Origin of the sequence: Pseudomonas sp. IT-P100, assembly GCF_949767185.1 — a bacterium.
Lineage (GTDB): Bacteria > Pseudomonadota > Gammaproteobacteria > Pseudomonadales > Pseudomonadaceae > Aquipseudomonas > Aquipseudomonas fluorescens_B.
Window position 1 is genome coordinate 674339 of the sequence record NZ_CATKQK010000022.1, and the last position, 26998, is coordinate 701336.

Consider the following 26998-nt stretch of genomic DNA (forward strand, 5'->3'; position numbering starts at 1 on the left):
CGATGGTGAGGTTTACAAAAGGCTGATCGGATAGCTGACGATCAACCGGTTCTCATCGAACTCGTTGTTGCTGTAGTCGCGGCGTATGGTCGAGTTGCGCCATTTGACGTTCAGGTCCTTCAGCACGCCGCTCTGCACGGTGTAGCCCAGTTCACTTTCGCGTCCCCATTCCTTGCCGTCGGTGACGGTGCCGGTGTGGACGTTGTCGCCGCTGATGTAGCGGTTCATCAGGGTCAGGCCGGGAATGCCGAGCGCGACGAAGTTGTAGTCATGACGCACCTGCCAGGATTTTTCCTGGGCGTTGTCATAGCTGGCGTTGTAGCTGTCGTTGGCCAGGGTGCCGCCGCTGGTGCCGTTGACCCGCATCCAGGCGCTGTCGCCGGTGAGTTTTTGCAGACCGACGTAGAAGGTGTTGCCGCCGTACCTGGCGGAGAACATCCCTGACCAGGTCTTGTTGTCCAGATCACCGGCGCGGGCACTGCCGTCATCCTTGCCGTAGAAGAAACCGAGGTTGGCGCCCAGGGTCCAGTCGCCGATGGGTTGGGTGTGAATCAGGTTGAGGTATTGCTGGCTGTAGATGTCCTTGAGCTCGGCGTTCCACAGGCCGATTTGCGTGCGCTTTTCGTTGAACAGGTATTCGCCGCCCTGGAAGTTGAAGCGGTCCGAGGTGAACGCCGCTTTGCCGGTCATCGACATATCGCTCATGCTGCTGTCGTCACGCGGGCTGTTTTGGCGGAACTGACCGCCGTAGAGCGTCAGGCCATTGATCTCCTTCGACGTGATCTGGCCGCCGCGAAAGGTTTGCGGCAATGAGCGACCATCGTCCGAACGCAGGATCGGCAGCACCGGCATCCATTCGCCGACCTTCACTTCGGTCTGTGACAGCTTGGCCTTGAACGCTACGTTGGTGCGACCGAAGCTGTCTGCCGGGCGACCGTCGTGATCCAGCGGCAGCAGTTGCGTACCGCCGGTGCCTTTACCGCCGTCGAGCTTCACCGAGTACAGCCCCAGCACATCCATGCCGAACCCAACGGTGCCCTGGGTGAACCCGGACTTCGCGTCGAGGATGAAACTTTGCGTCCACTCTTCAGCCTTGCCCTGGGCCTTGGTCGGGTTGGTGAAGTTGCGGTTGATGTAGAAGTTGCGCAGGTTGAGGTTGACCTTGGCACCTTCGACAAAACCTGACTCTTCGGCCGTGGCGGGAAGGGCCGCGCCGGTCAGCGCGATGGCGATCAGGCCGGGAAAGACGTACTGCGCAGTGGAAGGGGTCATGTGCTCGGGTCTCTCTGATTCTTGGGGATGAAACGGGTTGATGCCGCAACCGACGGGTTGCAGACAAAAGCTTCGGATTCGAATGGAACGGGACGAGATCAGCCGGACAGGGCAGGGCGCGGGGGCATGGTGTAGAACCTGTTGTTATTGGTTTTGTGAGGCGAATGGTGCGGGGAATGAACTGGATGGTTCAATCGGGGAAAGCGGGTTTTGGGCGGTTATCGAACGCAAGATTGGGCTGGGGAATTGGTGTTGTTTGCGCCGGCTCATCGCGGCCAATGTGGTCGGCACACCCTTTCCCGCAGCCAACAAAAAGCCCACCAAAAGGTGGGCTTCTTATTTACGGCGTGATCAGAACAATTTCAGCTTCGGCGCTTCTTCTTTCAGTGGCTCGACTTTCGCCGTCTGCTCATTCCAGCCACCGCCCAGTGCCTTGTACAGATTCACGGCGCTGGTCAGTTGCGCCAGGCGATCGGTGATCAGCGCCTGTTGGGCACTGAACAGCTGACGCTGGGCATCGAGGAAGGTCAGGTTGCTGTCGACGCCAATGCGATAACGACGCTCGGCCAGACGGTAGTAGTCCTGGTTGGCGGTGACGAAATCACGCTGGGCCTGCAACTGCTCGGTGTAGGTCTGGCGGGCGGCCAGGCCGTCGGCGACTTCCTGGAAGGCCGTTTGAATGGACTTCTCGTAGTTCGCCACGCCGATGTCTTTCTGGATTTTCGAGTAATCCAGGCTGGCGCGCAGGCTGCCGGCGTTGAAGATCGGCAGATTGATTTGCGGCTGGAACAACCACGTACCCGAACCACCCTTGAACAGGCCGGAGAGATCAGGGCTCAGGGTACCGGCGTTGGCGGTCAGGCTGATGCTCGGGAAGAACGCCGCCCGTGCCGCGCCGATGTTGGCGTTGGCCGCTTTCAGGTTGTATTCGGCCTGAAGGATGTCCGGACGACGTTGCAGCAAGTCCGACGGCAGGCCGGGCGGTACGTCGCTCAGCAGGTCGTCAGACAGCGGCTTGGCTTCTCGCAGATTGGCCGGGATGCCAGTGCCGAGCAGCAGCACCAGGCTGTTTTCATCCTGGGCAACCTGACGCGTGTAACGGGCCAGTTGTGCACGGGCGTTTTCCACCGAGGTACGCGACTGAGCCAGATCCAGGGCCGAAGCTACACCCACTTCGTTGCTGCGGGAGGTGAGCTTGTAGCTCTCCTCGAACGCACCGAGGGTGTCTTGAGTGAGCTTGCGCAGCTCTTTGTCAGCCTGCCAGGTCAGGTAGGCATTTGCCACGCTGGCGACCAGGCTGATTTGCGTGCTGCGACGGCCTTCTTCAGTGGCGAAGTACTTCTGCAGCGCTTCTTCGCTCAGGCTGCGAACCCGACCGAACAGGTCGAGTTCATAAGCGCTGATGCCGACGGTGGCGGAGTAGGAACTGGTGATGCCTGCCTGACCGGTCTGCGATGCATCCGCCGGAACCCGCTGACGGCTGCCGGTGCCATTGGCCGACACGGCCGGGAACAGGTCCGCACGCTGGATGCGGTACTGCGCCGCGAACGCATCGATGTTCAGCGCCGCGACACGCAGGTCACGGTTGTTTTCCAGGGCGACCTGGATCAGCTGTTGCAACGCCGGGTCATGGAAAAACTGCTTCCAGCCCTGTTCGGCGGCGGCCTGTGCAGGCGCCTGGGTCGGCGAATACGCCGGACCTTGCGGGTACTGCGCTGCCACCGGTGCTTCAGGCTGCTGATAATCGGGTATCAGCGAGCAGCCGCTCAGCACGAAGGCCGCGACTGCGATGGAGAGTAGCGACTTGCTCATTAGCCAGCCTCTTTAGAAGGTTCAATAGCGTCGTCCTGATCGGCGGTTTTACGCTGACCAATCGACGACACGGTGACAAAGAAAAGTGGGACCCAGAAGATCGCCAGAACCGTGGCCGTGATCATACCGCCAATAACGCCGGTTCCGATCGCATGTTGGCTGCCTGAACCGGCACCAGTGGAAATCGCCAGTGGCACCACGCCGAGGACGAAAGCGAGCGAGGTCATGATGATCGGTCGCAAACGCATGCGGCAGGCTTCGATCGCCGCGTCGCGCAGGCTGCGCCCTTGCTCATGCAGTTCCTTGGCGAATTCGACGATCAGGATGGCGTTTTTCGCCGCCAGACCGATCGTCGTCAACAGGCCCACCTGGAAGTAAACGTCGTTCGACAGGCCGCGCAGACTGGTGGCCAACAGTGCACCGATGATCCCCAACGGCACCACCAACATCACCGCGATCGGGATCGACCAGCTTTCGTACAGCGCTGCCAGACACAGGAACACCATCAGCAGCGACAGGGCGTAAAGCGCCGGTGCCTGTGAGCCGGACAGCCGTTCTTCGTACGACAGACCTGTCCAGGAAATACCGACACCGGCCGGCAGTTTTTTGGCCAGGGCTTCGACTTCCGCCATGGCTTCACCGGTGGAGTAGCCCGGCGCCGGGGCACCGAGGATTTCCATCGCTTCTACGCCGTTGTAACGCGAAAGCTTCGGCGCCCCGTAGATCCACTGCCCCTTGGCGAAGGCGGAGAAGGGCACCATGGTGCCTGCGCTGTTACGCACATACCATTTCTTGATGTCTTCCGGGCTCATCCGCGAATCGGGTTGGCCTTGCACGTAGACTTTCTTCACCCGACCACGGTCGATGAAGTCGTTGACGTAGCTACTGCCCAAGGCAATCGACAAGGTGCTGTTGATGTCAGAGAGGGTAATGCCCAGTGCGCTGGCCTTCTCGTCGTCGATTTCCAGCTGATATTGCGGCTCGTCGTTCAGTCCGTTCGGACGCACCTGGTAAAGCACCTTGCTCTGTGCCGCCATGCCGAGGAACTGGTTGCGAGCTTCCATCAACTTCTCGTGACCGATACCGGCGCGGTCTTGCAGGAACACATCGAAACCGGTGGCGTTACCCAACTCCAATACCGCAGGTGGCGCGAAGGCGAACACCATGGCATCGCGGAAGGTGAAGAAGTGTTGCTGGGCACGGGCGGCGAGTTTGAACACGCTGTTTTCCGCATCCCGCTGATCCCACGGCTTGAGCATGATGAACGCCAGGCCCGAGCTTTGGCCGCGACCGGCGAAGTTGAAGCCGTTAACGGTAAACACCGACGCCACGGCGCTCGATTCCTTGTCCAGCAGGTAAGAGCGCATTTCATCGATCACCACCTGCGTGCGCTGGGCGCTGGAACCGGCCGGGGTCTGCACTTGGGCAAACAGAACGCCCTGGTCTTCTTCCGGAAGGAACGCCGTTGGAATACGGGTGAACAGCCAGATCATGCCGACGACAATGATCAGGTAGGCCAGCAGGTATGGCGCCTTGTGCGCCAGCATGTTGCCCACGCCCCGTTCGTAGCTTTTGACGCCACGGTCGAAGCTGCGGTTGAACCAGCCGAAGAAGCCGCGTTTCGGTGTGCCGTGCTCGCCTTTCGGAATGGCCTTGAGCATGGTCGCGCAAAGCGCCGGTGTGAAGATCAGGGCAACCAGCACCGACAGGGCCATGGCGGACACGATGGTGATCGAGAACTGCTTGTAGATCACACCCGTGGAGCCACTGAAGAACGCCATCGGCAGCAATACTGCCGACAGCACCAGGGCGATACCGACCAATGCACCCTGGATCTGCCCCATGGATTTCTTGGTGGCCTCCTTGGGTGACAGGCCTTCTTCGCTCATGACCCGTTCGACGTTTTCCACCACGACGATGGCGTCATCCACCAGCAGGCCGATGGCCAACACCATGCCGAACATGGTCAGGGTGTTAATGCTGAAACCGAACGCCGCGAGGATGCCGAACGTACCCAGCAATACCACCGGCACCGTCATCGTGGTGATGACCGTGGCGCGGAAGTTTTGCAGGAACAGGAACATCACCAGGAACACCAGCACGATCGCTTCGACCAGGGTTTCAACCACACCCTTGATCGATTCGGTCACCACCGGTGTGGTGTCGTACGGGAACACCACTTCCATCCCTTGCGGGAAGAATGGCTTGAGCGTGTTAATGGTGTTGCGTAGCGCTTTGGCCGTGTCGAGGGCGTTGGCACCGTTGGCCAGTTTCACCGCCAGGCCGGAAGCCGGTGCACCGTTGAACTGAGCGTTGATGCTGTAGTTTTCACCGCCCAGACCCACATCGGCGACATCGGACAGACGCACTTGCGAACCGTCCTTGTTGACCTTGAGCAGGATCTTGTTGAACTGCTCGGCGGTCTGCAGACGGGTCTTGCCGATGATGGTGGCGTTCAACTGCTGGCCGGGCGCGGCAGGCAGGCCGCCCAGCTGACCGGAGGACACCTGGATGTTCTGCGCCGCGATAGCCGCTTTCACGTCCACTGGCGTCAGGCTGAAGTTGTTCAGCTTGGCCGGGTCGAGCCAGACACGCATCGCGTACTGGGAACCGAAGACCTGGAAGTCACCGACACCGGCGGTCCGCGAGATCGGGTCCTGCATGTTCGACACGATGTAGTTGGACAGGTCGTCCTTGGTCATGCTGCCGTCGCGCGACACCACGCCGATTACCAGCAGGAAGTTCTTCACTGACTTGGTCACGCGAATACCCTGTTGCTGCACTTCTTGCGGCAGCAGCGGGGTGGCCAGGTTCAGCTTGTTCTGGACCTGGACCTGCGCGGTATCGGAGTTGGTGCCTTGCTCGAAGGTCGCGGTGATGGTCATGCTGCCGTCGGAGTTACTTTCCGAGGAGACATAACGCAGGTTGTCGATACCGTTGAGCTGCTGCTCGATGACCTGCACCACGGTGTCCTGCACGGTTTGTGCGGACGCGCCTGGGTAAGTCACCTGAATTGCAATGGCCGGTGGCGCAATGCTCGGGTATTGGTTGATCGGCAGTTTGAGGATCGATAGAGCCCCGACCAGCATGATCACCAGGGCTATGACCCAGGCAAAAATCGGACGGTCGATAAAAAATCTGGACATGGTTTACTCCCCTTTGCCGCTGGAAGCCTTGCTAGCTGCCTGTGCGGGGGCCGGGTTCTTTGCGCCAACGTTAGTCGCCTCGGTGGCCTTGACTTCAATGCCAGGTTTGACGAATTGCAGTCCTTCGGTGATCAGGCGGTCGCCGGCCTTCAGGCCGTCTTCGATCAGCCATTGGCTGCCGACCGTGCGGCTGGCCTTGAGCTGACGCAGTTCGACCTTGTTGTCCGGACCGACGACCAGCGCGGTCGGGGTGCCTTTGAGGTCGCGGGTCACGCCTTGTTGCGGTGCCAGAATGGCGGCGGCGTTGACGCCGGCCTGAAGCTGGGCGTGAACGAACATGCCAGGCAGCAGGGTGTGATCCGGGTTGGGGAACACCGCACGCAAGGTCACGGAGCCAGTGGTCTGGTCAACCGAGACTTCGGAGAACTCGAGCTTGCCGTCCAGCTTGTACTGGCTGCCGTCTTCGAGGGTCAGCTTGACCGCGGCCGAGTTGTCGCCGGCCTTTTGCAGGCGACCGCTTTCCAGTTCGCGGCGCAGTTCAAGCAGCTCCACGGAAGACTGGGTGACGTCGACGTAGATCGGGTCGAGTTGCTGGATCACCGCCATGGCGTCCGCTTGACCGCTGGTGACCAGAGCGCCTTCGGTCACGTTGGAGCGGCCGATGCGACCGGACAGTGGCGCGTACACTTTGGTGTAGCGCACATTGATCTGGGCGCTTTGCAGCGCGGCTTCCGATTGCAACCGGTTGGCCAGGGCCGTGTCGTATTCCTGACGGCTCACCGCCTGTTCGTCGACCAGTTGCTTGTAGCGATCGGAGATCGATTTGGTCTGCTGCAGATTGGCTTCGGCGCTTTTCAACGTGGCTTCATAGACGGCTGGATCGATCTGATACAGCTGCTGACCGGCCTTGACGTCGCCGCCTTCCTTGAACAGGCGCTTGAGAATGATGCCATTGACCTGAGGGCGAACTTCGGCGATGCGATAGGCGCTGGTGCGGCCCGGCAGCTCGGACGTCAGGGTAAAGGCTTGGGGTTGCAAGGTTACAACGCCGACCTGAGGGGGTGGCGCGGCCGGTGCCGCTTCTTCCTTTTTGCATCCGCTGAGCAGCGATGCCAAGGCGACGGCAGTGACCAGAGCGGTAACAGCTGGCTTGAATTGCATGAAAATCCTCGGGTCAGGCGCGCAAATTGCGCACTAGAAATGTGTAAGGGTAAAAAATGTGCGCTGAGTGGATAAGTAGCTTGCTAAGGAATATACTTACGTTCATGGTTGTTTGTAAATACCTTGGCTGCGTACCCACATCGTTACAAAAGCCGTTTCAAAGGTTCGAATTGTAGGCCGGGGACGACACCCAAGAGCGTTCGCCCCACTTTTATTCAGCGGCTGTTCAGGCATCGCTGAAGCACCCTGATTGAGGTTGTACTGCCATGGTCCGTCGTACCAAAGAGGAAGCTCAGGAAACCCGTAGCCAGATACTCGAAGCGGCAGAAAAGGCCTTTTACGAACGGGGCGTAGCACGCACCACGCTGGCGGACATCGCAACGCTGGCGGGCGTGACGCGCGGGGCCATCTACTGGCATTTCAGTAACAAGGCGGATCTGGTGCAGGCCATGCTCGATACATTGCATGAGCCGCTGGATGAAATGGCCAAGGCGAGTGAAAGCGAAGATGAACTCGACCCACTGGGTTGCATGCGCAAGCTGCTGATTCATTTGTTTCATCAAGTTGCCCTGGACCCGAAAACCCGACGCATCAATGAGATTTTGTTTCACAAGTGCGAATTCACCGATGAAATGTGCGATCTGCGCCAGCAGCGCCGGGAGGTCAGCCTCGATTGCAATGTGCGTATCGGCCTGGCCCTGAGTAATGCGGTGAATCGGGGGCAGTTGCCGGACAACCTCGACACGGCCCGCGCGGCCATCAGTCTGCATGCCTACATCGATGGCATTTTGTATCAATGGCTATTGGCGCCCGACAGCTTTCAACTGCATACCGAAGCCGAGCGTTGGGTCGATGCAGCGTTGGACATGCTGCGCCTGAGCCCCAGCCTGCGCAAATGAAACAAAATGCTTAATTGGATCCGAATCTGTCAATAGACGCGGGCGAAGATCAACACTTCGCCCGCGTTGTTGTGATGGAGTGCTTTTATATACGGACGCGCTCCGGGATGACAGGTAGCGAGCTACGTATTTTGTAGGAAATTTGTGTCGCAGATGTGAAAAGGTGAGAGTGATCCCGAATGGTCGCTGCTTCAGCCGAGCGTGATTTCCACCTCGAAGCTGAACGGTTCTTCCTCTGCCATGCGGGTGATTCTGGTTGAACAATCGATCCTGGATGAGCCAATGGAAGTGACGGTATTTTTTACCGTTGCCCTGTGTCTTGGCGAAATGACGCCGAAGGATTTGTTCATGATCATGCCCAGGTCAAAACGGACCCCGACGTTCTGATCGATAAAATCAACGAACTGATTGAACATGATTTTATTTTTGGGCCAAGGGTAACCGTACGTATAGGCGAAATCGAATTTCAATGCGGTTTTTGTGCGAGGGGGAAGCTGGAATGACTGGCGCTCTGATGTGTGCAAAGGCAGGCTGGTTTGTGCAATTTTAAAAGTGTGCGGCGTGTTGTTAATGAGCTTGACGATCACGCGAGTGGCCTTCGTGCTTTTATCTTCATTTCGCCACAGCTCGATGCTCTGTTTCAGCGCACGCTCTGACTCAAGCCCTTCAAGAAAGTCGATTAACTCGACCTTGGCGACCCCGATCAATTCGTCCAGTGCCTGCTGATTTTCCTCGCTGAAAAACAGCGGTGTCAGGTTGTACAGTGTGCCAATGGAGGTGTAGTTGAAGAACGATAGCAAGTCTTCGTGTGGGTTACTGGTTTGTTTGATGTCGTTCATATCGATTCCTTTCGATCAAATTAGGGGACGCTGAAAGTAACCTCGCTCTAAGTTCTGCTGCAATGAAGAGGTTGTTTCATGAGTTGAGCGTTATTAAATAAAAAACCCCAGGTATTTCTACCCGGGGCTTTTTTATACAGGCAGGACTTACATCATTGGATAGTCGATGTAACCCACCGGACCTTTGGCATAAAACAATTCCGGACGTGCTTCGTTCAGCGGTGCATCGGCCTTCAAACGTGCAGGCAAGTCCGGGTTGGCAATGAACGGCACGCCGAAGGCGACCGCGTCAGCCTTGCCACTGGCCAGCCAGGCGTTGGCGCTGTCCTTGGTGAAGCGTTCGTTGACGATGTAGGGGCCGCCGAAGGCTTCTTTCAATTGTGGGCCAAGGCTGTCGCCGGCTTCTTTTTCGCGCGAGCAGATGAACGCAATGCCACGTTTGCCCAGCTCGCGAGCGACGTAGGTGAAAGTCTCGGCCAGGTTGTCGTCGCCCATGTCATGGGAGTCGGCGCGCGGTGCCAGGTGCACACCGACGCGGCCGGCGCCCCAGACTTCGATCGCTGCGTCAGTCACTTCCAGCAACAGGCGAGCACGATTTTCCAGGGAGCCGCCGTAGTTGTCGGTGCGCTGGTTGGTGCTGCTTTGCAGGAATTGGTCGAGCAGGTAACCGTTGGCGCCGTGGATTTCCACGCCGTCAAAACCGGCCGCCTTGGCGTTTTCTGCACCGGTGCGATAGGCGTCGACGATATCGGCGATTTCAGCGGTTTCCAGAGCACGCGGCGTTGGGTAGTCGGCCAGTGGGCGAACCAGGCTGACGTGACCCTTTGGCTGGATGGCGCTCGGTGCGACCGGCGCTTCACCGTTCAGGTACGACTCGTGGGACACCCGGCCAACGTGCCACAGTTGCAGGAAGATCTTGCCGCCCGCGCCGTGGATCGCTTTGGTCACGTTGGCCCAGCCGCGCACCTGGTCGTTGGACCAGATACCCGGAGTATCAGGGTAGCCGACGCCCATCGGCGTGACCGAGGTGGCTTCGCTGAGGATCAGGCCGGCCGAGGCACGTTGCACGTAGTACTCGGCCATCAGCGCGTTCGGCACTCGGCCTTCGTCGGCGCGGCAGCGGGTCAGCGGCGCCATGATGATGCGGTTGGCCAACTCGAGGTCGCCCAGTTTGATCGGATCGAAAATAGTCGTCATGAAATGCACCCTCGTGAGGTATCAGTGAGTCAGTTGGTAGCAGAGGCCAGTTCGGGATTACCGCTCTGACGGAAAGTAATCAGGGTCACCAGCAGGGCGAGTACCGCCAGTGCGGCGGCCGCGAGAGGTACGCTGGTCAGGCCGTAGCCGTGGGCGATGACGCTGCCGCCGACCCAGGCGCCGAGTGCGTTGCCGACGTTGAACGCGCCGATGTTCAGGGTCGACACCAGGTTCGGTGCAGCCTTGCCGTAGGTCACCACGTTCACTTGCAGGGCTGGCACGGCGGCGAAGCACGCGGTAGCCCAGAGGAACAGGGTGATTTCGGTCGGGATCAGTGCAACGCTGGTCCAGGTCAACACGGTGGAGACCACCGCCATGCTGATGAACACGCCGATCAGCGTCGCCGCCAGGCCTTTGTCCGCCAGCTTGCCGCCGATGATGTTGCCGACGGTCAGGCCCAGGCCGATGAGCATCAGGGTCCAGGTCACGCCGCGTGGCGAGACTCCGGTCACTTCGCCCAACAGCGGTGCGACGTAGGTGAACAAGGTGAACACCGATGCCGCGAACAATGCCGTCATGCTCAACGACAGCCAGATGCCGGCGCCTTTGAGTGCGCGCAGTTCGGCGCGCATGTCGAGTTTTTCTTCGTCGCGCTTGGCTGGCAGGAAGCGGATCAGGCCGATCAGGGCAATTACGCCGATCACGGTCACGGCCCAGAAGGTCGAGCGCCAGCCGGCGTGTTGACCGAGCGCGGTGCCCAGTGGCACGCCGAGGACATTGGCCAGGGTCAGGCCGGTAAACATCAGGGCCACGGCCGACGCGCGTTTGTTCGCCGGGACCAGGCCTGCTGCCACCACCGAGCCGATGCCGAAGAAGGCGCCGTGGCAGAGGGCAGTCACCACCCGGGCAAACATCAGTACGTTGTAGTCACTGGCCACGGCGCAGAGCAGATTGCCGATGATGAAGATGCCCATCAACGCCACCAGGGCGGCCTTGCGTGGCAGCTTCGCGGTGGCCAGTGCCATGAACGGCGCACCGATGGCCACGCCGAGGGCGTAACCGGTCACCAGCCAGCCGGCACCGGGGATCGACACGCCGAGGTCGGCCGCCACATCGGGCAGCAGGCCCATGATGACGAACTCGGTGGTGCCGATGGCAAAGGCGCTCAGGGCCAGAATGAGGAGCGAGAGGGGCATGGGTGATTCCTTATCGGCGTACTGACGTAAAGGGTCAGAGCTCTTTGCTGAAGGTGCTGAGGAATGCCTGGATGGTTTCCTCGTTGCGTTTGAAAAAGTGCCACTGGCCGACTTTGCGGCTGCTGATCAGGCCCGCGCGTTGCAGGGTCGCCAGGTGAGCGGACACCGTGGACTGCGACAAGCCGCAGCGTTGATCGATCTGACCGGCGCAGACACCGTGCTCATTGCTGTGAGACTGATCGGGAAATTCGACGTCCGGGTTTTTGAGCCAGTGCAGGATTTCTCGCCGTACCGGGTGTGCCAGGGCTTTTATTATTTCGTCGAGGTCGAGGTTCATGGTGTGGGGGCTCGTGATGTGAATAACGCTATATCGCGATGGGGCGAACTTTAAATCGTTAGTTCGCGATATACCAATATGATTTTGCTCTGATAACCGTGTAAATCGGTATATCGGGTTATAACGATACGATGAGTGTAAAGACCAGCCTGGGCGATGCTAAGCTGCGCCCATGAACTATCTCGCACATCTTCACCTCGGTGGCCAGCGTCCCGGTCAATTGCTCGGCAGTCTGTATGGCGATTTCGTCAAGGGTCGGCTGCAGGGGCAGTTCGACCCGGAGGTCGAGGCGGCCATCCAGCTGCATCGCAGCATCGACGTGTTTACCGACCGCCATCCTTTGGTGGATGTGGCGCTGTCGCGGTTTTCCCTGACCCGCCGGCGTTACGCCGGGATCGTGCTCGATGTGTTTTTTGACCATTGCCTGGCGCGGGACTGGACGCTGTATGCCGACCGGCCACTGGCGCTGTTCACTAGCGACGTGTATCGGGTGCTGTCCAATGAGCCGCAATTGCCGGAGCGATTGGCAAGGATCGCGCCGCACATGATGGCAAATGACTGGTTGGGTTCTTACCGGGAGTTCGACGTGCTGGAGCAGGTTTTGCGGGGGATTTCGCGGCGGCTGACCAAGCCTGAGGAGTTGGCGGCGGCGATGCAGGAGTTGCGGGTGTTGTATGAGCCGTTGAGCGAGGATTTTCGGTTGTTCTACCCTCAACTTCAGCTCTTTGTGCAGAAACATCCAGCAAAATAAGCCCTGCTCGCGATTGCGGTCTGTCATCCAACATAGTTGTCGACTGATACACCGCTATCGCGAGCAGGCTCGCTCCCATAGGGGATTTGTGTTTTTCCGGGGGAATTGCGTCAGGCCGCGATGGCAGGCCGCATCGGAACCTGCTGTTTCTCCGGAATCGCCCCAAACAACGCCTTCTGCACCGCCTGCTGTGCTTCAAACGCCAGCGCCGCCCTTTCGCGACCTTCACAAGCGATCGGCTTGAGCAGATGAATCTCCACCTCACCCCGATCATTGGCAAACAAGCGCATCAGGTGCGAGAGCAAATCATCGTCGCCAATGAACGGTGCCAGCGAGTCCACTTGACTCTCGCGCAGATAACGAATCGCTACCGGCTGCAGCTTCACTTGCGAATCAATCGCCGCCGACAGCAAGCGACCATGAAAGGTGCGCAACGAACGGCCATCGGTGGTGGTGCCCTCCGGAAACATCAGCAACGCATGTTCCTGTTCCAGATGACGGGTCATCTGTTTGCGGATCAACTGGCTGTCGCCTGAACCACGACGGATAAACAGGCTGCCAGCCTTGGCCGCCAACCAGCCCGCTACCGGCCAGGTACGCACTTCGGCTTTTGACAGAAACGACAGCGGCGTCAGCATGCCCAGCAGCGGGATGTCGGTCCAGGACACATGGTTGCTGACCCAGAGCATCGATTCCTTCGGCAATTCACCGTGCACGGTCACGCGAAAGGGCAGGGCATTGGCCAGCCGCGCCATGAAGAAACGCGACCAACGCTGACGGCGGACCATCGAATGGGCGATGCCCAAGCGTTCGAACAGCCCAAAGATGCTGGCCATGCTCAAGCCCAGCGCAACCACCACCAACACTCGCGCAATCCGCGCGTACACCCGCAGACGGCTCATTACACAGCCGCCTTGAAGTGCTTGGCGTAGCGCGGGCAGAGTTCGTCGCGCTTGAGCAGGATGAACACGTCGGCCACCTGGAAATCTTCATCCCAGCACGGCTCGCCGCAGATCTTCGCACCGAGGCGCATGTAGGCCTTGAGCAGCGGCGGCATTTCCGCGATGACGTTGGAGGGGATGTCTAAAACAGGCAGCGGTTTTTTCGGTTCGGCGCGCAGGTTTTCGGTGCACAGGTAACGTTCGCGCAGACGCTGCATGATCGCGTGGGCCTGGATGCCGCCGTCCTGCATCGGGATGCTCGCGCAACCCATCAAATAGCTGTAGCCGCCCTGGTTCAGGACTTCGGCCAGTTCACCCCAAAGCACGGCGATGGTGCCGCCGTTGCGGTAGGCCGGGTCGACGCAGGTGCGACCGATTTCAAGGATCGGGCCTTTGAGGTGGACCAGGCCGTGCAGGCTGAATTCTTCTTCGCTGTAAAACCTGCCCAGGCTGCTGGCGGCGGTGTGGTCGAGCAAGCGAGTGGTTGCCACCAGGCGTCCGGTGTTCAGGTCACGCACGCCGATATGGGCGCAGTGAACATCATAGTCATCCATGTCCAGACCCAGTTCCGCGCCCTTCAGCTTGGCGTTGAACTCGCCGCTGAACACGTTGAAGCGCAAAGCCTGGGCTTCCTGCAAGGCCTCGGCGCCCACCAGGCGTTCGGCTTGCAGGCGGCGTTCGTTGCCGGTGTCGCTGATGCGGGCGATCTGAGTCATTGCGAATCTCCGTGCGGGCTGGTCACCCGTCTTGGGTTAGAGCCGATCGACTTTCTTTATGCGGCCGTGTTGTGCAAAGTCAGGCTATGTAGCCCCGGTGTCATCGCCATGAAGCTTTGGTGATGCTTATATGACAGCCCATGAGGAGCCTCTTATGCCCTGGCAAACCCTGTTGAAACGTCGCGATCGCTTGCCCGCCAACCCGGACCTCGCAGAGGGTTTCGCGACCTTGTTGCAGCAGTTGGGCGCGGTCTCGCCGTTCGAGCTGGCGGTGGTTGGTGGACGTCTGATGGCAACACCGGGGCTGGCCTTTCTGGTGGGTTATCAGGCGGCGTTGCGCATGCTCTGGCCGAGCGCGCCGCCTAGCCTCGGCGCGTTGTGCGCGACCGAACAGCGCAGCCTGCGGGTGGCGGACATGCAGACACGTCTGACTGACCTGCGCCTGAGCGGGCGCAAGGATTTCGTCACCGCCGGCGATGCCGCGGACTGGCTATTGATTGCCGCCCGCAGTGAAGGACCCGGCGAGGCTCCGCGCTTGAGCCTGGCCGTCGTTTATCCCGGCGAACCGGGTGTGCGGGTGGAAAAGCTCCCGGCGATCCCGCTGATGCCGGAAATCAGCCACGGTCGGTTGTTTCTCGAGAGCGCCTTGTGTGAATTGCTGGCGGGGGATGGCTGGGACGCGTACGTCAAACCGTTCCGGACGCTGGAAGATGTCTATGTGCTGAGCGCCATGACGGCGTGGTTGTATGGGGTGGGTCAGGACAGTGACTGGCCGCAGGGCTTGTCATTGCGTTTGCTGGCGCTGTTGGCCGGGTGCGCGGAAGTCAGCCGGCAGGCGCCGAACAACCCGGCCGGGCATGTGTTGTTGGGCGGGTTGTTTGCGCAGTTTGAGGGGTTGAAGGTTGAAGTGAATCAAGCGTTGGCCGATGGACCGCCGGAGTGGGCGGTGATGTGGCAGCGGGATCAGGCGGTGATGGATCTGGCGGCGGGGGCACGGGGGAAGCGGTTGGCCAAGGCACTTGCCGGATATTCGCTGAATTGACCGCGATGGCGGGCGGCACGGTCAACACAAGCTTCAAAACTGTCATCAACCTCGACTAGGCTCAGCAGGTTCAACTTTCCGAGCCCCCTCCATGTTCAAAGGCTTGCCCCTGCTGTTCATGCTGCTAAGTCTCACAGCCCAGGCCGAAAACTGGCCCGCCGAGCAATGGTCCACCGGCCCGGCCCTCAGCGGCCCGGCCATTCAAGCCCTGGAAACCTACGCCTTCCCACCCCGCGACGAGAGCGACCTAAAAGGTATCCGCACTGACGCCTTGCTGGTGATCCGCGACGGCCAGTTGATTTACGAACGCTACGCCGGCCCGACCACTGCCGATACGCCGCACCTGACCTGGTCGGTCAGCAAAAGCCTGATGGCCGCGGTCCTCGGCGTGGCCTATGGCGAAGGCCTGTTCAGGCTCCAGGACCCGGTGCTGAAATACTATCCGGCGCTGACAAACCACCCTGCAATCACCTTGGCCGATCTGCTGCACTGGGCCTCCGGTCTGGACTGGCAGGAAGACTATGAATACGCCCCGCTGAAGTCGTCGGTGGTGGCGATGCTTTACACCCGCGGTCATCGCGACATGGCCGCATTCACGGCCGATCACGCCGAGTATGCGCAACCCGGCCAGGCTTTTCGGTATTCCAGTGGCGACAGCAATCTGCTGGCCGCCGCGCTGAAAAACATCGTCGGCCCGGCCCGGTATGCCGACTATCCATGGACTGCGCTGTTCGAACCCTTGGGCATTCGCCACGCCGTTTGGGAAACTGACGCCACGGGTACTTTCGTCGCCTCGTCATACGCCTACCTCACCGCGCGCGACTTGGCGCGAGTCGGCCTGTTGATGGCTCGCGACGGTCGTTGGGGCGACCGGCAATTGCTGCCCAAGGATTGGGTCGCCTTCAACCTCCAGCCTTTCGACCGCTATCGAGCCCATCAGGACGAGGCGGTGCCGGGCGGTCATTGGTGGCTCAATCGTGCCGCGGAGGGTGCCGCACAACCTTGGCCCGATGCCCCCGCCGACACCTTCGCCGCACTCGGGCATTGGGGCCAGGCGATGTACGTGATCCCCAGTGAGCACCTGGTGATCGTGCGTTACGGCGATGATCGCGACGGCAGTTATCGACACAACGAACTGCTCAGACTCGCGCGCCTGGCATTCGCCGGGAAGGTGCAGCCATGAATCGCCGCCCTTTTGTCCGCCGCCGACCGTTCAGCTCGCTGGGGTTGATCCTGCTGATCGCCTTGCTCGGCTGGATCTGGCAGGAACGGGTGGCGCTGTGGGCGTTCCCGGACATCATCAGCGCCTACACCGCCAAGGAATACTGCTCGTGCCGCTATGTGATGAATAACGACGTCGAGTATTGCCATGGCTATGTCAAACAGTGGCTGCCTACCAGCAGCTTTACCGATGACCCCGCCAGAAAACGAATTACCGTCAGCGGGATGGGGCGCAGCAACAGCGCCGAGTGGGTCGGCGAACGCCAGGGCTGTCGGTTGATGCCTTGAACAGATCGCAGCCTGCGGCAGCTCTTACAGGGATTGTGTGTCCACCCATGCAAACAGTGATGTAACCCGATCTTGTAGGAGCTGCCGCAGGCTGCGATCTTTTGATCTTCGCGGTTTGCAATGCGCTCACGGGCGGTTAAGGTTCGTGCAGGTTTATTTCCCCACGAGTCTTTATGTTCAAGCGGTCCCTTATCCAAACCCTGGCCTTTGTGCTGCTGACCGGTGCCACACTCTCGGCCCAGGCCAATTGGTACCTGGACGGCGAGTCTTCACGGCTGTCGTTCGTCAGCACCAAAAACGCCAACATTTCCGAAGTGCAGCGCTTTCTGGTGCTGCATGGCAAGGTCAGTCCCAAAGGCCTGGCCGAGGTGGAAGTCGAGCTGGAATCGGTGAACAGCGGCATCCCTTTGCGTGACGAACGCATGCGCAAGGAACTGTTCGAGATCCAGACCTTCCCCGAAGCCTTGATCACCGCGCAGATTGATCTGCGCCCGATCAACGACCTCGCGCCCGGTGCGCAACTCGAATTGCGTTTGCCGGTGACCGTCAATCTCCATGGCAAACAACACGACTACAACGCCGAACTGCTGGCGACCCGTCTCGATGACCGGCGCTTTCAGGTGGTGACGCTCGAACCGCTGGTGATCAACGCCGCGGATTTCGATCTGGCGCCAGGGCTGGACAGTTTGCGCAAGCTCGCCGGTTTGTCGGCGATCAGTCTGTCGGTGCCGGTGGGTGCGGTACTGATTTTCACGGCGCGCTGACATGGCCGGCGCGATTTTTCCCTGGCGTGAAGGCAACAGCTTCGAGCTGCTGATCGACGGTCCGCAGTTTTTCCCGCGCATGCTGGTCGCCATCGCTCGCGCTGAGGAACAAGTCGAACTGGAGCTGTACCTGGTGGAGGCGGGCGCCTGTGCCGAGGCCATGGTTCAGGCATTGGTCCAGGCCGCCGAGCGGGGAGTTCGTGTGCGCTGCCTGTTCGATGATTATGGCAGCCTCGCGTTTACCCTGACCTTGCGTCAGCGGCTGATGGCGGCGGGCGTGGAGCTGCGTTTCTACAATCGCCTGAGCTGGCGGCGCTGGGTCGGCAATTTCTATCGCGATCATCGCAAACTGTTGTTGGTCGATCAGAGCATGGCTGTGGTCGGTGGCACCGGTGTCACCGATGAATTCTGGACGCCAGGCGAAGACACCAGCGAATGGCATGAGGTGATGGTGGAAATTACCGGCCCTCTGGTCATCGACTGGCAGTTGCTGTTCGACCGCCAATGGATCGCCAACCGCCACCGCCGCGCTTGGAAACCTGCTGCGCATTTCGGCCTGCCACGATTGCCGCGCGTGCCGTCCACAGGCGAGGGCATGGGCCGGGTGGCGTATGCCGACGCCCGTCAGCACCGCGACATTTTGCAATCGCTGGTTCGTGCGCTGAACAGCGGACAAAAGCGAATCTGGCTGGCCACGCCGTATTTTCTGCCGACGTGGAAAGTCCGCCGCTCGTTGCGTCGGGCCGCCGGTCGAGGCGTTGATGTACGTTTGCTGCTGACCGGGCCGCGCACCGATCACCCCTCGGTGCGCTACGCCGGGCATCGCTACTACCCGCGATTGCTCAAGGCCGGGGTGCAGATTTTCGAATACCAGCCGTGTTTCCTGCACCTGAAAATGGTGCTGGTCGATGACTGGGTGAGCATTGGTTCGTGCAATTTCGATCACTGGAATCTGCGTTTCAACCTGGAAGCCAACCTTGAAGCACTGGACCCCGGGTTGACGCGGGCGGTGGCGGCGAGTTTCGAACGGGACTTTGCGTTGAGCCAGGAGGTGAGCCTGGAAGCATGGAAACGCCGACCGTTGTGGCGACGCGTGAAGCAGAGGGTGTGGGGATGGGTGGATCGGCTGGTGGTGAATCTGCTGGATCGACGGGGCTGAACCCAGTCTCCTCAACACCCCAAAACCACTGTGGGAGCGAGTCTGCTCGCGATGAGGCCATAACATTCAACATCATTGTTGACTGTCAGGCCGCCATCGCGAGCAGGCTCGCTCCCACAGGTTTTTGTGGTGTTTGAATAATTACAGCAATTCAAAACTCTGCTGCGTCACGTCCTGGGAGTCCAGGCCGATCTGCACGTTGAACTTGCCTGGCTCCGCCGCGTACTTGAGCTGGGCATTGAAGAACTTCAGGTCATCCTCGGTGATGGTGAAGTGCACGACTTTCTGCTCACCGGCCTTGAGCGTGATTTTCTGGAAGTTCTTCAGTTCCTTGATCGGCCGGATCATCGAGCCGGTGACGTCCTGGATGTACAACTGCACCACGGTTTCGCCATCACGCTTGCCGGTGTTTTTCACCATGACGCTGGCGTCGAGCTTGCCGGTCTTGTTCAGCGTGGTCGATGACAGGGCCATGTCGGTCAGGCTGAAATCGGTGTAGCTCAGACCGAAGCCGAACGGGAACAGGGGACCGGTGGTGTCATCGAAATACTGCGAGGTGTAGTTGCCCGGTTTGCCCGGTGTGAATGGCCGGCCAATGCTCAGGTGGTTGTAGTAGGTCGGAATCTGGCCCACCGAACGCGGGAAGGTGATCGGCAGTTTGCCCGACGGGTTGTAGTCGCCGAACAGCACATCGGCGATGGCGTTGCCGCCTTCGGTGCCGCTGAACCATGTTTCCAGGATTGCGTCCGCCTGGTCTTTCTCTTCGAGAATCGACAGCGGACGGCCGTTCATCAACACCAGCACCAGCGGTTTGCCGGTGGCTTTCAACGCCTTGATCAGATCGCGCTGGTTGGCCGGGATGTTGATATCGGTGCGGCTCGACGATTCGTGGGACATGCCACGGGACTCGCCCACCGCTGCCACCACCACATCGGCATCCTTGGCGGCTTTCACTGCTTCGTCGATCAGCACTTGCGCCGAACGCGGATCGTCCACCACTTCCGGGGCGTCGAAGTTGAGGAAGTTCAGGTAATCCAGGACTTTCTTGTCGCTGGTGATGTTGGCGCCACGGGCGTAGATCAGCGTCGATTTATCGCCCAACGCGCGGGTCATGCCGTCAAACAGAGTGACCGATTGAGCCGGACGGCCAGCGGCAGCCCAACTGCCCATCATGTCGATCGGTGCTTTGGCCAGCGGACCGACCAGCATGATTTTCGCGGTTTTCTTCAGCGGCAGGGTTTCGCCCTGGTTCTTCAGCAGCACCAGGCTGCGGCGTGCAACGTCGCGGGCCTCGGCACGGTGCAGGCGGCTGTCGGCGTAAGTGTCGGCCGGATCATCCTCTGCCTTGCCGATGCGCAGGTACGGGTCCTTGAACAGGCCCATGTCGTACTTGGCTGCGAGCACTTCGCGGACGGCGTTATCGATGTCTTTCTGTTCGATCTCGCCCGCCTTCAACAGCCCCGGCAGCTCTTTGCCGTACAGGGTGTCGTTCATGCTCATGTCGATGCCAGCCTTGATCGCCAGCTTCGCGGCTTCGCGACCATCACGAGCGACGCCGTGCTTGATCAGCTCGAAAATCGCCCCATGGTCGCTGACTGCCAGGCCCTTGAAGCCCCATTCCTTGCGCAGCAAGTCGTTCATCAGCCAGGTGTTGGCCGTGGCGGGTACGCCATTGATCGAGTTCAACGCGACCATCACGCCGCCGGCACCGGCGTCAATCGCCGCGCGGTACGGCGGCAGGTAGTCCTGGTACATCTTGACCGGGCTCATGTCGACGACGTTGTAGTCACGACCACCCTCGACCGCGCCGTACAAGGCAAAGTGCTTGACGCTGGCCATGATGCTGTCGGCTGCGTTCGCGCCAGAGCCCTGAAAAGCCTTGACCATCACGCCGGCGATGCGCGACACCAGATAAGTGTCTTCGCCGAAGCCTTCGGAAGTCCGACCCCAACGCGGGTCGCGGGAGATGTCGACCATTGGCGCGAAGGTGATGTCGAGGCTGTCCGCCGCGGCTTCCTTGGCGGCGATGCGCCCGGACAGGCCGATGGCGTCCATGTCCCAGCTCGACGCCAGCGCAATCGGGATCGGAAAAATGGTGCGATGGCCGTGGATCACGTCATAGGCGAAGAACATCGGGATCTTCAACCGGCTGCGCATGGCCGCGTCCTGCATCGGACGGTTTTCCGGGCGGGTGATGGAGTTGAACGTGCCGCCGATGTTGCCAGCGGCGATTTCCTTGCGGATCATCTCCCGAGGCATTTCCGGGCCGATGCTGATCAGGCGCAACTGGCCGATTTTTTCATCGAGGGTCATTTGCTTCATCAGGTTGCTGATGAAGGCGTCCTTGTTCTCCAGGGGTGCAGGGGTCGTGGCGGCCAATACGTTATGACTGGCCAGGCTGACGAACAGGCCCAGCAAACACAGCTTCTTCATGAATGGTTTTCTCTAAAGCCTAAACGGCGGGGAATACGCGCCGGTCAGCCAAAATTTAGGGAGCGACTATTGTTGTTCAGGTAAATGCAGCACACTTCTGCGTGTCTTTGCGCTGGGGCATCTTTTAGCCCATTGGCTCGATGCAATCCAGTGGCGGCGGCAGATTATGCCCCAAGAGGCGGTCCAGAAGGTCGCTGGTTGTTTTTTCAACGGAATGTACAAGGGAGCGTCAAACCAGATGAATGTACGACACCACACTCGGTCAAGCCTGCGGATCGCAGCCTTGATGTTGCTGACCACGTTGCTGGCCGGTTGCGGCATCAACAACATTCCGACCCTCGACGAACAGGCCAAGGCCGCCTGGGGCCAGGTGCAGAACCAGTATCAGCGTCGCGCCGACCTGATCCCCAACCTGGTGGAAACCGTCAAGGGCTACGCCAAGCATGAAGAGGAAACCCTGACAGCGGTGATCGAAGCCCGGGCCAAGGCCACGTCGATCCAGGTGGATGCCAGCACCCTCGACAATCCCGAGAAGCTCAAGCAGTTCCAGCAAGCGCAGGATCAGCTGACCGGCGCCTTGAGTCGTTTGATGGTGGTGTCCGAACGCTATCCGGACCTCAAGGCCAACCAGAATTTCCTCGCGTTGCAATCGCAACTGGAAGGCACCGAGAATCGCATCGCCGTGGCGCGTCGTGATTTCATCCTCGCGGTGCAGAAGTACAACACCGAAATCCGTACTTTCCCGGGGCGCTTGTGGCACACCGTGATGTACAGCGATCTGCCGATTCGTGAAACCTTCGAAGCCACCAGCCCCGGTGCCGAGAAAGCACCGGAAGTGAAGTTCTGACCGGCCTGATGCATTACCACGGATGAGGTTGCCAATGCGTTTGTTGAAAGTGGGCCTGGCGCTGTTGCTTTGGGTGTTTGTCGCCACGGCGCAAGCCGAGCTGAAGTTTCCGCAGCTGACCGGGCGGGTGGTGGATAACGCCCAATTGATTGAACCCTCAGTGCGCGAGCAGTTGACGCAACAGCTCAACGCCCATGAAAAAGCCACCGGTGAACAATTGGTGGTGGTGACGTTGCCGGACCTGCAGGGCACTGACATTGCAGACTTCGGCTATCAGCTCGGTCGCCACTGGGGCATCGGGCAGAAGGACAAGAACAACGGTGCGCTGCTGATCGTCGCTCGCGACGAGCGCCGGTTGCGGATCGAAGTCGGTTATGGCCTGGAAGATCGCCTGACCGATGCGCAGAGTTCGGTGATCATCAACCAGGTGATCACCCCGGCATTCAAGACCGGCAACTTCAGCAAGGGTATCAGCGACGGGGTCGCGGCGATGCTGGTGGTATTGGGCGGCAGTCCGCTGGATGAGCCGTCGACGGTGTACGACTCCGGCGGCAATCAGGAGAGTGACTTCGTTTCGCGGCATCCCGGGGTGTTTGTGTTCCTGGTGTTGCTGTTCATCCTGACGATATTCGTCTTGCAGATGTTCGGGATCCTGCCGGCTGGCCGAGGTGGCTCGGGCGGCTCGAGTGGTGGTTTCGGCGGTGGTGGATTTGGCGGCGGCGGTGGAGGCGGGGGCTTCAGCGGCGGTGGGGGCAGTTTCGGGGGCGGCGGTTCGTCGGGCGGCTGGTGATAACAACAATGAACGGGCATTCGTAAAATGGCACTACTGACTGAACACGAACAACGCAAAGTCGCCGAGGCAATTGCCCGGGTCGAGCGCGACACCGACGCCGAACTGGTGACCGTGCTCGCGGCCCGCGCCGACGACTATGCGTACATCCCGCTGCTATGGGCCAGCTTGCTGGCGCTGGTGATGCCGGGTGTCGTGCATTACCTGACCGGATGGCTGACCATGCACAGCCTGCTGCTGGTGCAATGGGTCACCTTCATCGTGTTGTGCCTGGTGTTCCGTATTCCGAAAGTCACCACCCATTTGATCCCGCGCTCCGTACGACACTGGCGCGCCTCGAACCTGGCGCGTCGGCAGTTTCTGGAGCAGAACCTGCACCACACCGTGGGCAGCACGGGCATGCTGATTTTCGTTTGCGAGGCCGAGCGTTATGTGGAAATCCTGGTGGATGAAGGGATTTCCAAACGGCTGGACAACAAGAACTGGGACGCGATTGTGGCGGCGTTCACCCAGCAGGTGAAGCAGGGGCAGACGTTGCAGGGGTTTGTGACGTGTGTCGAAGCGTGTGGCGAATTGCTCAAGGTGCACGTGCCGGTGACGCATGTGAGGAATGAGTTGCCGAATCGGTTGGTGGTGTTGGGCTGATACACCTTCTGTGGTGAGCGGGCTTTTGTGGCGAGGGAGCTTGCTCCCGCTCGGCTGCAAAGCAGTCGTAAAACCTGAGAACTCGGTCTGACTGATGAATCGAATGGGGCCGCTTCGCGACCCAGCGGGAGCAAGCTCCCTCGCCACAGGGGACTCGACTCGCTCAGGATTCGCACCGTTCGGTAAATAACTGCGTGTCCCGAACGGCCATCCCCCCTAAAATACCCGCCATTCCCGATTCGCTCCGCCCGAGGCCGTTTTTTTCATGTCCGTCACCGCCACTCCCGCCAGCCTCGCGCCGGATCACCACGCCCAGTTCATCGACCTGCTGCAAACCAGCCTCGACGCCAACGCCTTCATCAAGCTGGTGCTGGCCAAGTACGTCGGCACCGAAGCGGATCTGCAACGGCTGATCATCAAGCAACTGACCGTCAAGGATCAGCCTTGCCTGTCCTTCGTCTACCGCTACAAGACCCGCGACATCACCAAGAACCTGCCGCTGGCCGAGGGCGTGGCGACCATCGCCGCGTTGTTGCCGGCCTCGTTCAAAAATGCGCATTTGTTGTCGCTGACCGACGAAGCCCAGCTCGAATACAGCAAAAAGGGCAAGTCTTCGCTGTTCAAGAGCAAACCTCAGCAATTGCGCGAAGTGCCGTCTGCCGAGCACAACCGCGAGAAGAATCGCTTTCTCGACCTGAGCCGGCCGTTTCTCGCCGACCTTGGTGTGACGAACAGCAAGCACGAGCTGATCCCGGCGATGTCGCGCAAGTGGAAGCAGATCAACAAGTTCATCGAAGTCTTCAGCCATGCGCTGACCACCTCGCCACTGGCGCTGGACAAACCGGTGCGGGTCGCGGATTTCGGTTCGGGCAAGGGTTACCTGACGTTCGCGATCCACGATTACCTGCGCAACACCTTGAACGCCGAAGGTGAGGTGACCGGCGTCGAGCTGCGTGAAGAGATGGTCACGCTGTGCAACGCCGCCGCCGCGAAACTGGAGCATCCGGGCCTGGTGTTCAAGTGCGGTGACGTGCGCAGCGTCGCACCGAGCGAGCTGGACGTGATGATCGCGCTGCACGCCTGCGACATTGCCACGGACTATGCGATCCACACGGGCATCCGCTCCGGCGCGTCGATCATCATGTGCTCGCCGTGCTGCCACAAGCAGATCCGCCTGCAAATCCAGAGCCCGGCGCTGCTCAAGCCGATGCTGCAATACGGACTGCACCTGGGCCAGCAAGCGGAAATGGTCACCGACAGTTTGCGAGCGCTGTTCCTCGAAGCCTGCGGTTATGAAACCAAGGTGTTCGAGTTCATCTCACTGGACCACACCAACAAGAACAAGATGATCCTGGCGGTCAAACGCGCCGAGCCGGTGGACCCGGCCCAGCTGTTGGTGAAGATTCAGGAGCTGAAGGATTTCTACCACATCAGCGAACATTGCCTCGAAACCTTGCTGCGGGCCGACGGCTATTTGAGCTGAACCCCGGCCGGTAACGTGCCCGGTTGCGCCGGGCGCACAGCGGTCTTGCGTCCGAGCATCACCGTCACGATCACCCCGGCAGCAAACAGCCAGGTGATCGGCTCGATGTGTTCACCAAAGAACAACGCCGAGAACGCGATGGTGAAGAAAATCTGTAACAACTGAATCTGACTGACCCGGGCAATGCCGCCCATCGCCAAACCGGCGTACCAGGCAAAGAAACCGATGAACTGCGAGAACAGCGAGACGTAACCAAACGCCCACCAGGTCTTGGCCGAAATCTCGCCCTGATGTTGCAGCGCCAAGTACACCACCGGCCCGATCAACAGCGGTGTCGACAGCACCAGCGCCCAGCAGATCACCTGCCAGCCGCCCATTTCCTTGGCCAAGCGGCCACCTTCGGCATAACCCAGACCGCCCACGGCAATTGCGCCGAGCATCAGCAAATCACCGGCCTGAATGCTGCCGGCGCCGCTGATCAACGCGTAACCCAGCACCAGCGCGCTGCCCAGCGCGGCACAGGCCCAGAAGGCTTTCGATGGTCGTTCGTGGGACAACCACGCGGCGTACAACGCCACGCACAGCGGTTGCAGGCCATTGACCAAAGCGCCGTGGGACGCGGGCAACGTTTGCATCGCCCAGGCCGAGAGCACCGGGAAACCGAGGATCACCCCGGCGATCACCAGTGTCAGGCCTTTGACCTGTTTCCAGGTCGGCCATTTTTCCCGGCGCCACAGTAACAATATCGCGGCCGGAATCGCCGCGAACAGCGCACGACCCAAGCCGTTGAGCAGCGGATGGAGTTCCTGCACGACGATCCGTGTGAAGGGCAGGGTGAGGCTGAAAATCACAACGCCAAGCAGGCCGAGGGCCATGCCGGTGTTTTCGCGCGAGGACATGATGGGGACCGGAATTCAGGGTGATGGGAGATGGCTTCATCTAGCCACAAACCTCAGGGATAGCTCTGTTACAGCTGGGCGCAGAGTTATCCGTACAGTTGCGAGTAATCCCTGTGGTGAGGGAGCAAGCTCCCTCGCCACAAAAGCTCATTGTTCGTAGTAGCTGGTTATTACCCACTCTCACGGATAAGGACTACCTTGAATACTCCTACGCATTTCACAGAGGAGTCCTCCCCATGGCTGCCAAGAAAATCCTGATGCTGGTCGGCGATTACGTCGAAGACTATGAAGTGATGGTGCCGTTCCAGGCCTTGCTGATGGTCGGTCACACGGTGCACGCCGTCTGCCCGGACAAATCCGCCGGCCAGACCGTGCGCACGGCGATCCATGACTTCGAAGGCGACCAGACCTACAGCGAAAAACCCGGCCACCTGTTTGCCCTGAACTTCGATTTTGCCAAGGTCGCCGAAGCCGACTACGACGCGCTGCTGATCCCCGGCGGTCGTGCCCCGGAATACTTGCGCCTGAACGAAAAAGTCCTGGACCTGGTGCGCGCCTTCGACAAGGCCGGCAAGCCGATCGCCGCCGTGTGTCACGGTGCACAATTGCTGGCAGCGGCAGGTGTCCTTGAAGGTCGCGAGTGCAGCGCCTATCCGGCCTGCGCGCCGGAAGTGCGCCTGGCGGGCGGCACGTTCATCGATATCCCGGTGACGGAAGGTCACGTTCAAGGCAATCTGGCCACTGCTCCGGCCTGGCCGGCCCACCCGAGCTGGCTCGCCGGTTTCCTCGGCTTGCTGGGCACCAAAATCACGCTGTAACGAGGGACGATTCCATGTGCGAGCTCTACGTCAAAGCCGATCCGATTCTCTACGAATCGCGCTCCCGCTCGCTGCGCATCTGCGGGGTGGTCACCACCCTGCGGCTGGAGAATCAGTTCTGGGACATCCTCAGCGAAATCGCCGAGGTCGATGGCATGACCACCAACCAGTTGATCACCAAACTGTATGAAGAGGTGATGGACTACCGCGGCGAAGTGGTTAATTTCGCCTCCTTCCTGCGGGTGAGTTGCACGCGGTATTTGAGCCAGCGGCGCGTGCAGGCGCCGGAGTTGTCGGTGGTGCGGACGGCTGCGAAGTAGCACAAACCGTGTTGCCACATTC

25 protein-coding genes are annotated in these 26998 nt (G+C 60.1%); 13 read left to right on the forward strand and 12 right to left on the reverse strand.

The window, feature by feature from the left end; translation table 11 throughout:
• Positions 1 to 12: 12 nt before the first annotated feature.
• From ACM6IQ_RS19300 to emhA, 4 genes are all read right to left on the reverse strand, one after another.
• Complete coding sequence (locus ACM6IQ_RS19300; RefSeq protein ID WP_017336846.1) at positions 13 to 1272, reverse strand: OprD family porin; 1260 nt, start codon at positions 1270 to 1272, stop codon at positions 13 to 15.
• Positions 1273 to 1623: 351 nt separating this feature from the next.
• Complete coding sequence (gene emhC / locus ACM6IQ_RS19305; protein WP_017336847.1) at positions 1624 to 3084, reverse strand: efflux RND transporter outer membrane subunit EmhC; 1461 nt, start codon at positions 3082 to 3084, stop codon at positions 1624 to 1626.
• The gene (gene emhB, locus ACM6IQ_RS19310) at positions 3084 to 6230 is read right to left on the reverse strand and encodes an efflux RND transporter permease subunit EmhB (protein WP_414879562.1); all 3147 of its coding nucleotides are present in this window, start codon (positions 6228 to 6230) and stop codon (positions 3084 to 3086) included. The genes emhC and emhB overlap by 1 nt, the downstream gene beginning before the upstream one ends.
• Positions 6231 to 6233: 3 nt before the next feature.
• Positions 6234 to 7391, reverse strand: a complete 1158-nt coding sequence (gene emhA / locus ACM6IQ_RS19315) for an efflux RND transporter periplasmic adaptor subunit EmhA (RefSeq protein WP_017336849.1) — start codon at positions 7389 to 7391, stop codon at positions 6234 to 6236.
• A gap of 266 nt (positions 7392 to 7657) precedes the next feature.
• On the opposite strand from emhA, the gene emhR reads away from it, so the two are divergent.
• Entirely contained in the window at positions 7658 to 8290 is a 633-nt protein-coding gene (gene emhR / locus ACM6IQ_RS19320) for an efflux system transcriptional repressor EmhR (RefSeq protein ID WP_017336850.1), read from the forward strand.
• 191 nt (positions 8291 to 8481) lie between these two features.
• Here emhR and ACM6IQ_RS19325 read toward each other — a convergent pair whose 3' ends face one another.
• The 4 genes from ACM6IQ_RS19325 to ACM6IQ_RS19340 all read right to left on the reverse strand — a co-directional run bounded on the left by ACM6IQ_RS19325 (position 8482) and on the right by ACM6IQ_RS19340 (position 11859).
• A complete protein-coding gene (locus ACM6IQ_RS19325; RefSeq protein ID WP_414879563.1) occupies positions 8482 to 9129 on the reverse strand; it encodes a hypothetical protein in 648 nt (215 codons plus the stop codon).
• A 147-nt stretch (positions 9130 to 9276) separates the two neighbouring features.
• Positions 9277 to 10326: an alkene reductase gene (locus tag ACM6IQ_RS19330; protein WP_414879564.1), complete on the reverse strand. Its 1050-nt coding sequence runs from the start codon at positions 10324 to 10326 to the stop codon at positions 9277 to 9279.
• A gap of 29 nt (positions 10327 to 10355) precedes the next feature.
• The gene (locus ACM6IQ_RS19335; protein WP_017336853.1) at positions 10356 to 11522 is read right to left on the reverse strand and encodes an MFS transporter; all 1167 of its coding nucleotides are present in this window, start codon (positions 11520 to 11522) and stop codon (positions 10356 to 10358) included.
• A 34-nt stretch (positions 11523 to 11556) separates the two neighbouring features.
• Positions 11557 to 11859 carry an ArsR/SmtB family transcription factor gene (locus ACM6IQ_RS19340; protein WP_017336854.1) on the reverse strand — a complete coding sequence of 101 codons (303 nt, stop codon included), beginning with the start codon at positions 11857 to 11859 and terminating at the stop codon, positions 11557 to 11559.
• Between the two features lie 172 nt (positions 11860 to 12031).
• Here ACM6IQ_RS19340 and ACM6IQ_RS19345 point away from each other — a divergent pair, with 172 nt between their 5' ends.
• Positions 12032 to 12610, forward strand: coding sequence for an ACP phosphodiesterase (locus ACM6IQ_RS19345; RefSeq protein ID WP_414879565.1), 579 nt, complete (start codon positions 12032 to 12034; stop codon positions 12608 to 12610).
• Between the two features lie 110 nt (positions 12611 to 12720).
• Here ACM6IQ_RS19345 and ACM6IQ_RS19350 read toward each other — a convergent pair whose 3' ends face one another.
• Together ACM6IQ_RS19350 and olsB are read right to left on the reverse strand one after the other, a co-directional pair.
• Positions 12721 to 13512, reverse strand: a complete 792-nt coding sequence (locus ACM6IQ_RS19350; protein WP_017336856.1) for a lysophospholipid acyltransferase family protein — start codon at positions 13510 to 13512, stop codon at positions 12721 to 12723.
• Positions 13512 to 14267: an L-ornithine N(alpha)-acyltransferase gene (olsB, locus tag ACM6IQ_RS19355; RefSeq protein ID WP_017336857.1), complete on the reverse strand. Its 756-nt coding sequence runs from the start codon at positions 14265 to 14267 to the stop codon at positions 13512 to 13514. The genes ACM6IQ_RS19350 and olsB overlap by 1 nt, the downstream gene beginning before the upstream one ends.
• A gap of 154 nt (positions 14268 to 14421) precedes the next feature.
• Here olsB and ACM6IQ_RS19360 point away from each other — a divergent pair, with 154 nt between their 5' ends.
• The 5 genes from ACM6IQ_RS19360 (at position 14422) to ACM6IQ_RS19380 (ending at position 18741) form a co-directional block, all read left to right on the forward strand.
• Complete coding sequence (locus ACM6IQ_RS19360; RefSeq protein WP_414879566.1) at positions 14422 to 15309, forward strand: acyl-CoA dehydrogenase; 888 nt, start codon at positions 14422 to 14424, stop codon at positions 15307 to 15309.
• A 91-nt stretch (positions 15310 to 15400) separates the two neighbouring features.
• On the forward strand, positions 15401 to 16492 hold the full coding sequence (locus ACM6IQ_RS19365; RefSeq protein WP_414879567.1) for a serine hydrolase domain-containing protein: 1092 nt from the start codon (positions 15401 to 15403) through the stop codon (positions 16490 to 16492).
• The gene (locus ACM6IQ_RS19370; RefSeq protein ID WP_017336860.1) at positions 16489 to 16818 is read left to right on the forward strand and encodes a hypothetical protein; all 330 of its coding nucleotides are present in this window, start codon (positions 16489 to 16491) and stop codon (positions 16816 to 16818) included. Before ACM6IQ_RS19365 ends, ACM6IQ_RS19370 begins: the two co-directional genes overlap by 4 nt.
• Positions 16819 to 16991: 173 nt before the next feature.
• A complete protein-coding gene (locus ACM6IQ_RS19375; RefSeq protein ID WP_017336861.1) occupies positions 16992 to 17582 on the forward strand; it encodes a YceI family protein in 591 nt (196 codons plus the stop codon).
• A 1-nt stretch (position 17583) separates the two neighbouring features.
• Positions 17584 to 18741, forward strand: a complete 1158-nt coding sequence (locus ACM6IQ_RS19380; protein WP_017336862.1) for a phospholipase D-like domain-containing protein — start codon at positions 17584 to 17586, stop codon at positions 18739 to 18741.
• Positions 18742 to 18882: 141 nt separating this feature from the next.
• On the opposite strand, the gene bglX is transcribed toward ACM6IQ_RS19380, so the two are convergent.
• A complete protein-coding gene (gene bglX / locus ACM6IQ_RS19385; RefSeq protein WP_414879568.1) occupies positions 18883 to 21174 on the reverse strand; it encodes a beta-glucosidase BglX in 2292 nt (763 codons plus the stop codon).
• Between the two features lie 238 nt (positions 21175 to 21412).
• On the opposite strand from bglX, the gene ACM6IQ_RS19390 reads away from it, so the two are divergent.
• The 4 genes from ACM6IQ_RS19390 to ACM6IQ_RS19405 all read left to right on the forward strand — a co-directional run bounded on the left by ACM6IQ_RS19390 (position 21413) and on the right by ACM6IQ_RS19405 (position 24939).
• Positions 21413 to 22021, forward strand: coding sequence for a LemA family protein (locus tag ACM6IQ_RS19390; RefSeq protein WP_017336864.1), 609 nt, complete (start codon positions 21413 to 21415; stop codon positions 22019 to 22021).
• 34 nt (positions 22022 to 22055) lie between these two features.
• Positions 22056 to 22811: a TPM domain-containing protein gene (locus ACM6IQ_RS19395; RefSeq protein ID WP_414879569.1), complete on the forward strand. Its 756-nt coding sequence runs from the start codon at positions 22056 to 22058 to the stop codon at positions 22809 to 22811.
• A 27-nt stretch (positions 22812 to 22838) separates the two neighbouring features.
• Positions 22839 to 23456 (forward strand): TPM domain-containing protein, encoded by a 618-nt coding sequence (locus ACM6IQ_RS19400; RefSeq protein WP_017336866.1) that lies wholly within the window; start codon positions 22839 to 22841, stop codon positions 23454 to 23456.
• Between the two features lie 265 nt (positions 23457 to 23721).
• Positions 23722 to 24939: a class I SAM-dependent methyltransferase gene (locus ACM6IQ_RS19405; protein WP_414879570.1), complete on the forward strand. Its 1218-nt coding sequence runs from the start codon at positions 23722 to 23724 to the stop codon at positions 24937 to 24939.
• Here ACM6IQ_RS19405 and ACM6IQ_RS19410 read toward each other — a convergent pair.
• Positions 24927 to 25838 carry a DMT family transporter gene (locus ACM6IQ_RS19410; protein WP_414879571.1) on the reverse strand — a complete coding sequence of 304 codons (912 nt, stop codon included), beginning with the start codon at positions 25836 to 25838 and terminating at the stop codon, positions 24927 to 24929. The genes ACM6IQ_RS19405 and ACM6IQ_RS19410 overlap by 13 nt on opposite strands.
• Before the next feature lie 236 nt (positions 25839 to 26074).
• On the opposite strand from ACM6IQ_RS19410, the gene ACM6IQ_RS19415 reads away from it, so the two are divergent.
• Positions 26075 to 26656 carry a DJ-1/PfpI family protein gene (locus ACM6IQ_RS19415; protein ID WP_008025704.1) on the forward strand — a complete coding sequence of 194 codons (582 nt, stop codon included), beginning with the start codon at positions 26075 to 26077 and terminating at the stop codon, positions 26654 to 26656.
• A gap of 14 nt (positions 26657 to 26670) precedes the next feature.
• Positions 26671 to 26976, forward strand: a complete 306-nt coding sequence (locus ACM6IQ_RS19420) for a ribbon-helix-helix domain-containing protein (protein WP_017336870.1) — start codon at positions 26671 to 26673, stop codon at positions 26974 to 26976.
• The last annotated feature ends 22 nt before the right edge of the window (positions 26977 to 26998 follow it).

Excerpts from the sequence above, each read along its gene's own strand:
- ACM6IQ_RS19395 (WP_414879569.1), top strand. The coding sequence starts at position 22,056 with ATGCGTTTGTTGAAAGTGGGCCTGGCGCTGTTGCTTTGGGTGTTTGTC.
- ACM6IQ_RS19345 (WP_414879565.1), top strand. The coding sequence starts at position 12,032 with ATGAACTATCTCGCACATCTTCACCTCGGTGGCCAGCGTCCCGGTCAA.
- bglX (WP_414879568.1), bottom strand. The coding sequence starts at position 21,174 with ATGAAGAAGCTGTGTTTGCTGGGCCTGTTCGTCAGCCTGGCCAGTCAT.
- emhC (WP_017336847.1), bottom strand. The coding sequence starts at position 3,084 with ATGAGCAAGTCGCTACTCTCCATCGCAGTCGCGGCCTTCGTGCTGAGC.
- olsB (WP_017336857.1), bottom strand. The coding sequence starts at position 14,267 with ATGACTCAGATCGCCCGCATCAGCGACACCGGCAACGAACGCCGCCTG.
- ACM6IQ_RS19400 (WP_017336866.1), top strand. The coding sequence starts at position 22,839 with ATGGCACTACTGACTGAACACGAACAACGCAAAGTCGCCGAGGCAATT.
- ACM6IQ_RS19415 (WP_008025704.1), top strand. The coding sequence starts at position 26,075 with ATGGCTGCCAAGAAAATCCTGATGCTGGTCGGCGATTACGTCGAAGAC.
- ACM6IQ_RS19335 (WP_017336853.1), bottom strand. The coding sequence starts at position 11,522 with ATGCCCCTCTCGCTCCTCATTCTGGCCCTGAGCGCCTTTGCCATCGGC.
- ACM6IQ_RS19360 (WP_414879566.1), top strand. The coding sequence starts at position 14,422 with ATGCCCTGGCAAACCCTGTTGAAACGTCGCGATCGCTTGCCCGCCAAC.
- emhA (WP_017336849.1), bottom strand. The coding sequence starts at position 7,391 with ATGCAATTCAAGCCAGCTGTTACCGCTCTGGTCACTGCCGTCGCCTTG.
- ACM6IQ_RS19375 (WP_017336861.1), top strand. The coding sequence starts at position 16,992 with ATGTTCAAGCGGTCCCTTATCCAAACCCTGGCCTTTGTGCTGCTGACC.
- ACM6IQ_RS19405 (WP_414879570.1), top strand. The coding sequence starts at position 23,722 with ATGTCCGTCACCGCCACTCCCGCCAGCCTCGCGCCGGATCACCACGCC.
- ACM6IQ_RS19390 (WP_017336864.1), top strand. The coding sequence starts at position 21,413 with ATGAATGTACGACACCACACTCGGTCAAGCCTGCGGATCGCAGCCTTG.
- ACM6IQ_RS19300 (WP_017336846.1), bottom strand. The coding sequence starts at position 1,272 with ATGACCCCTTCCACTGCGCAGTACGTCTTTCCCGGCCTGATCGCCATC.
- ACM6IQ_RS19365 (WP_414879567.1), top strand. The coding sequence starts at position 15,401 with ATGTTCAAAGGCTTGCCCCTGCTGTTCATGCTGCTAAGTCTCACAGCC.
- ACM6IQ_RS19350 (WP_017336856.1), bottom strand. The coding sequence starts at position 13,512 with ATGAGCCGTCTGCGGGTGTACGCGCGGATTGCGCGAGTGTTGGTGGTG.
- emhR (WP_017336850.1), top strand. The coding sequence starts at position 7,658 with ATGGTCCGTCGTACCAAAGAGGAAGCTCAGGAAACCCGTAGCCAGATA.
- ACM6IQ_RS19370 (WP_017336860.1), top strand. The coding sequence starts at position 16,489 with ATGAATCGCCGCCCTTTTGTCCGCCGCCGACCGTTCAGCTCGCTGGGG.
- ACM6IQ_RS19340 (WP_017336854.1), bottom strand. The coding sequence starts at position 11,859 with ATGAACCTCGACCTCGACGAAATAATAAAAGCCCTGGCACACCCGGTA.
- ACM6IQ_RS19410 (WP_414879571.1), bottom strand. The coding sequence starts at position 25,838 with ATGTCCTCGCGCGAAAACACCGGCATGGCCCTCGGCCTGCTTGGCGTT.
- emhB (WP_414879562.1), bottom strand. The coding sequence starts at position 6,230 with ATGTCCAGATTTTTTATCGACCGTCCGATTTTTGCCTGGGTCATAGCC.
- ACM6IQ_RS19380 (WP_017336862.1), top strand. The coding sequence starts at position 17,584 with ATGGCCGGCGCGATTTTTCCCTGGCGTGAAGGCAACAGCTTCGAGCTG.
- ACM6IQ_RS19325 (WP_414879563.1), bottom strand. The coding sequence starts at position 9,129 with ATGAACGACATCAAACAAACCAGTAACCCACACGAAGACTTGCTATCG.
- ACM6IQ_RS19330 (WP_414879564.1), bottom strand. The coding sequence starts at position 10,326 with ATGACGACTATTTTCGATCCGATCAAACTGGGCGACCTCGAGTTGGCC.
- ACM6IQ_RS19420 (WP_017336870.1), top strand. The coding sequence starts at position 26,671 with ATGTGCGAGCTCTACGTCAAAGCCGATCCGATTCTCTACGAATCGCGC.